The organism is Streptomyces sp. NPDC058307, assembly GCF_042880295.1.
Lineage (GTDB): Bacteria > Actinomycetota > Actinomycetes > Streptomycetales > Streptomycetaceae > Streptomyces.
In genome coordinates, this window is sequence record NZ_JBHVYZ010000004.1 from 27,357 (window position 1) to 32,400 (window position 5,044).

Here is a 5,044-nt window from a genome sequence, read left to right on the forward strand (position 1 = left end):
CCGTTCTCGCGGGGCGGGGAGCGGGTGTTCCAGTTCGCGTGCAACTCCGCCTTCGCGGAACGGACCGTGGTGAAGGCCGTGCAGGCGGTCCGGATCCCGGAGGACATCCCGCTGACGTCCGCCGCGCTCATCGGGTGCGGGGTGCTGACCGGGGTGGGGGCGGTGCTCAACCGGGCCCGGGTGGACCGGGGGGAGAGCGTGCTGGTGATCGGGACCGGGGGGATCGGACTCAACGTCATCCAGGGTGCCCGGATCGCGGGAGCCTCGCGGATCGTGGCCGTGGACGCCAATCCGGCGAAGGAGGCGATGGCCCGGCAGTTCGGGGCGACGGACTTCCTGACCTCGACGGAGGGCGTGCGGGAACTGCTGCCGCACGGGGTGGACCACGCCTTCGAGTGCGTCGGCCGGGTCGAACTCGTGCGTGCCGCAGTGGACTTGCTCGACCGGCACGGGCAGGCGGTCCTGCTGGGGGTTCCGGCGGCGGGCGCGGAGGCGTCCTTCGCCGTCTCCTCGATGTTCCTGGACAAGTCCGTCCTCGGCTGCCGCTACGGATCCTCGCGGCCCCAGCGGGACATCCCGCTGTACGCGGACCTCTACCGGCAGGGACGGCTGCTCCTCGACGAACTGGTCACGGAGACCTACCCGATCGAGGACTTCGAGAAGGCGGTCGGGGACGCGGAGGCGGGGCGGGTGGCACGGGGGGTGCTCACGTTCTAGCTGCATTGACCCGCAGGGTGCCGACGTCGTCGTAGCGCGCGGAAGGGGAGTCGAGGCCCGCGCTGCCGGACCTGAACGTGCGGCGGTACGCGGTCGGGGTGACTCCGAGGGCCGTCTGCAGGTGCTGGCGCATCGACTGGGCGGTGCCGAAGCCGGCGTCGTGGGCGACCTGGTCGACGGAGAGGTCGGTGGACTCCAGGAGGTGCCGGGCGCGTTCCACGCGCTGCTGGGTGAGCCACTGGCCGGGGCTGACGCCCACCTCCTCGCGGAAGCGGCGGGTGAAGGTGCGCACCGACATGGCCTCCTGCTCGGCCATGTCCCGCAGCTGGATCGGCTCGTGGAGGCGGCCGAGCGCCCAGGCGCGGGCCGAGGTCGTGGTCGACTGCTGCGGGTCGGGCACCGGCCGGTGGATGTACTGCGCCTGACCGCCGTCGCGGTGCGGCGGTACGACGGTGCGGCGAGCCACCTCGTTGGCGATCGCCGTGCCGTGGTCGCGGCGCACCATGTGCAGGCACAGGTCGATGCCGGCGGCGACGCCCGCGGAGGTCAGGACGTCCCCGTCGTCGATGAACAGGACGTCCGGGTCCACCTTGATCTGCGGGAAGAGCCGCTGGAGACGGTCGGAGTCGGCCCAGTGCGTGGTGGCGGGGCGGCCGTCGAGGAGACCGGCGGCGGCCAGGACGTAGACGCCGGTGCAGATGGAGGCGAGCCGGGTGCCGGGGCGGATGTGGGCGAGGGCGGCGGCCAGTTCAGCGGTCAGCACGCCCTGCTCGAAGACCGGGCCCAGTTCGTACGACGCCGGGACGATCACGGTGTCGGCGGTGGCCAGGGTCTGCGGGCCGTGCTCGACCTGGACGGCGAAGTCGGCGTCGGTCCGGACCGGGCCCGGCGGGCGGATCGAGCAGGTGAGGACCTCGTACAGCAGGCGCCCCTCGGCGTCCCGGGGGCGGCCGAAGATGCGGTGCGGGATGCCCAGCTCGAAGGGCAGGACGCCGTCCATGGCCAGCACGACCACGCGGTGCGGGCGGAACTCCTGGGCACGACGGTCAGGGCTCATGGCCCGATCCTAACGAATGCTGTCCTTCGGGCCAATGGAACCGGGGCGGCGCAGGACGGAAGCTCTATGACGTGACCGAGACAACCGAAGCCGCCCTCCAGGTACCCCCGACGGAAAAGCGGCCCACTCGTATCCACCGCGCCTGGTTCGTGGCCGCCGTCGCCTTCGTGACGATCATCGGTGCGGCCGCCTTCCGCTCCCTGCCGGGCCTGCTCATCGACCCCCTGCACGACGACTTCGGCTGGTCGCGCGGCACCATCAGCGCGGCCGTCTCCGTCAACCTCGCGCTGTACGGCCTGACCGCGCCCTTCGCGGCGGCGCTGATGGACCGCTTCGGCATCCGGCGGGTCGTCGCGGTCGCGTTGACCGTGATCGCCGTCGGCTCGGGCCTGACCGTGTGGATGACGGCCGCCTGGCAGCTGATGCTCTACTGGGGCCTGCTCGTCGGCCTCGGCAGCGGCTCGATGGCGCTGGCCTTCGCCGCGACCGTCACCAACCGCTGGTTCACCGAGCGGCGCGGCCTGGTCACCGGCATCCTGACCGCCGCCTCCGCCTCCGGCCAGCTGATCTTCCTGCCGGTGCTGTCCTGGATGGTGGAGAAGCACGACTGGCGCCCGGCGGCCATCACCGTCGCGCTCGCCGCCCTCGCGGTCGTCCCCTTCGTCTGGCTGCTGCTGCGCGACCACCCGGCAGACGTGGGCCTGAAGCCGTACGGCGCCCAGGAGTTCGTGCCGAAGCCGGCACCGGTGACCGGTGCCGCCCGCCGGACCGTCAAGGTCCTCTTCAAGGCCGCCCGCACCGGCCCCTTCTGGCTGCTCGCCGGTACCTTCGCGATCTGCGGCGCCTCCACCAACGGCCTGATCCAGACGCACTTCGTGCCCGCCGCCCACGACCACGGCATGCCCGTGACGGCCGCCGCCTCCCTGCTCGCGGTCATCGGCGTCTTCGACGTCGTCGGCACGGTCGCCTCCGGCTGGTTCACCGACCGCTTCGAACCCCGCCGCCTGCTCGCCGTCTACTACGCCCTGCGCGGCATCTCGCTGCTGTTCCTGCCCATGCTCCTCGCGCCCTCCGTGCACCCGCCGATGCTCTTCTTCATCGTCTTCTACGGCCTCGACTGGGTCGCCACCGTCCCGCCCACCGTCGCCCTGTGCCGTGAGCAGTACGGCGACGACAGCGCGATCGTCTTCGGCTGGGTCCTCGCCTCCCACCAGGTCGGCGCGGCCCTGATCGCCTTCCTCGGCGGTGTGGCACGGGACGTGTTCGGCACGTACGACATGGTCTGGTACGCGTCGGGAGCGCTGTGCGCGGCGGCGGCGCTGATGGCGCTCGTCATCCGGCGGCGGCCGGTCCCCGTTCCCCTGACGGCGGCGGCCTAGAGGAACCGGCCCCGGTGGAACAGCAGCGGGGCCCCGCCCTCGCCGGTGCCCAGCGCGTCCACCCGTCCCACCACGATGAGATGGTCACCGCCGGTGTGCACCGCGTGGATCGTGCAGTCGATCCACGCGAGCGTGCCCGCCAGGCGCGGGGAGCCGGAGACCGGGGCCGGGTCGTGGGCCACGCCCGCGAACTTGTCGGCGCCGCTCACCGCGAACCCCCTGCACAGCGCGCCCTGGTCCGCGCTCAGGATGTTCACGCAGAAGACGCCCGCCCGGGCGATGCGCGGCCAGGTCGCCGACGTACGGGCCACCATGAAGGCGACGAGCGGTGGGTCGAGGGAGAGGGAGGAGAAGGACTGGCAGGCGAAGCCGGCCGGTTGCCCGCCCGGCGCCCCGGGGGCCGTCACCACGGTGACGCCGGTCGCGAAGTTCCCCAGCACACGCCGGAACTCGGCCGGGTCGACCGGTGCCCGCTCGTCCTCGCGCACACACCGCAGCTCCGGGCGGGGCAGCGCCTCCACGGCGAGGGCCTTCCCGGACCTGAGGTAGCGGACGGCCGCTTCCGCCGTCCCCGCTTGTCCCATCACATCCCCATTGAAGCTGACGGTGCGTCAGATGGGAAGGGTCCGGTGCTCCCGGCCGTCAACGGCCCCGGTACTCGGGGCTCCTGCGCTCCACGAAGCTCGCCACGCCCTCCTGAGCGTCCGCCGTCGTCATGTTGATCTCCTGTGCGGCGGCCTCCGCGGCGAAGGCGGTGGCGCGGTCGCCGTCCAGGGAGGCGTTCACGAGCTGTTTCGTCAGGGCCAGGGCCCGGGTCGGGCCGGTGGCCAGGCGCTCGGCCCACGCGCGGGCCGTCTTGGCCAGCTCCTCGTCCGGCACGACCCGGTTGACGAGGCCCAGGCGTTCGGCCTCGGGCGCGGTGAGCGGGTCGCCGAAGAACATCAGTTCCTTCGCCCGCCGCGGGCCGATCAGACGGGGCAGGAGATAGGCGCCGCCGCCGTCGGGCACCAGGCCCCGGCGCACGAACACCTCGATGAACCTCGCCGACTCGGCGGCCAGGACCAGATCGCAGGCGAGGGCGAGGTGCGCGCCGAGACCGGCGGCCGTGCCGTTCACCGCGGCGATGACCGGTTTCTCGCAGTCGAGGACGGCCGCGACCAGCCGCTGGGCCCCCAGCCGCAGCGTGCGGGCCACGTCACCGGCGACGCGTTCCCCCGCGCCGGACGCCCCCGCGCCGGACGCCCCCGCGCCGGACGCCCCCCGCAGATCCGCCCCCGCGCAGAAGCCGCGCCCGGTTCCGGTCAGGACCACGGCACGCACCTGCGGATCCGCGGACGCCCCGGCCAACAGCTCGATGAGCAGGTCCCGTTGGCCGGGCGTGAGGGCGTTGAGGACCTCGGGCCTGTTGAGGGTGAGGTACGAGACGTGGCCGTCGACGATGTGCTCGACCTCGCTCACCGGCACACCACCAACGCGTCCAGCGCCACCGCCCCCTGCCCCCGGGGCAGCACCATCAGCGGGTTGATGTCGAGCTCCGCCACCTCGTCCCCGAGCTCCAGCGCCATGCGCTGCACCCGGAGCACGACCTCCACGAGCGCGTCGAGATCCGCGGGCGGCCGCCCCCGGACCCCGTCCAGGAGGGCCCGCCCGCGCAGGTCCGCCAGCATGTCCCGGGCCTGCTCCTCACCGAAGGGCGGCACCCGTACGGCCGTGTCCCGCAGCACCTCGACCAGGACCCCGCCGAGCCCCACCGTCACCGTCGGCCCGAACAGCTCGTCGTGCGCGGCCCCGACGACCATCTCGACACCCCGCTCGACCATCTGGCAGACCAGGACCCCGTCCAGGGTGACGTCCTCGTAGCGGGCGATGTCGGTCAGCTCGCGGTAGGCGT

General features: G+C 73.1%; 6 protein-coding genes. 2 read left to right on the forward strand and 4 right to left on the reverse strand.

Annotated elements, in window-relative coordinates:
- A partial coding sequence (locus ACFVYN_RS04425) for a zinc-binding dehydrogenase (RefSeq protein ID WP_389992326.1) occupies positions 1-717 on the forward strand: 717 nt, incomplete at its 5' end.
- On the opposite strand, the gene ACFVYN_RS04430 is transcribed toward ACFVYN_RS04425, so the two are convergent.
- Positions 707-1,774 carry a GlxA family transcriptional regulator gene (locus tag ACFVYN_RS04430; RefSeq protein WP_389992329.1) on the reverse strand — a complete coding sequence of 356 codons (1,068 nt, stop codon included), beginning with the start codon at positions 1,772-1,774 and terminating at the stop codon, positions 707-709. The genes ACFVYN_RS04425 and ACFVYN_RS04430 overlap by 11 nt on opposite strands.
- A 71-nt stretch (positions 1,775-1,845) precedes the next feature.
- On the opposite strand from ACFVYN_RS04430, the gene ACFVYN_RS04435 reads away from it, so the two are divergent.
- Complete coding sequence (locus ACFVYN_RS04435) at positions 1,846-3,153, forward strand: MFS transporter (RefSeq protein WP_389992332.1); 1,308 nt, start codon at positions 1,846-1,848, stop codon at positions 3,151-3,153.
- Here ACFVYN_RS04435 and ACFVYN_RS04440 read toward each other — a convergent pair.
- From ACFVYN_RS04440 to ACFVYN_RS04450, 3 genes are all read right to left on the reverse strand, one after another.
- Positions 3,150-3,737 (reverse strand): flavin reductase family protein, encoded by a 588-nt coding sequence (locus ACFVYN_RS04440; protein ID WP_389992334.1) that lies wholly within the window; start codon positions 3,735-3,737, stop codon positions 3,150-3,152. The genes ACFVYN_RS04435 and ACFVYN_RS04440 overlap by 4 nt on opposite strands.
- Positions 3,738-3,795: 58 nt before the next feature.
- Positions 3,796-4,617, reverse strand: a complete 822-nt coding sequence (locus ACFVYN_RS04445) for an enoyl-CoA hydratase/isomerase family protein (protein ID WP_389992337.1) — start codon at positions 4,615-4,617, stop codon at positions 3,796-3,798.
- Positions 4,608-5,044: acetate--CoA ligase family protein (locus ACFVYN_RS04450; protein ID WP_389992340.1), on the reverse strand; the 437-nt coding region annotated here is incomplete at its 5' end. The genes ACFVYN_RS04450 and ACFVYN_RS04445, both read right to left, overlap by 10 nt.

Excerpts from the sequence above, each read along its gene's own strand:
- ACFVYN_RS04430 (WP_389992329.1), bottom strand. The coding sequence starts at position 1,774 with ATGAGCCCTGACCGTCGTGCCCAGGAGTTCCGCCCGCACCGCGTGGTC.
- ACFVYN_RS04440 (WP_389992334.1), bottom strand. The coding sequence starts at position 3,737 with ATGGGACAAGCGGGGACGGCGGAAGCGGCCGTCCGCTACCTCAGGTCC.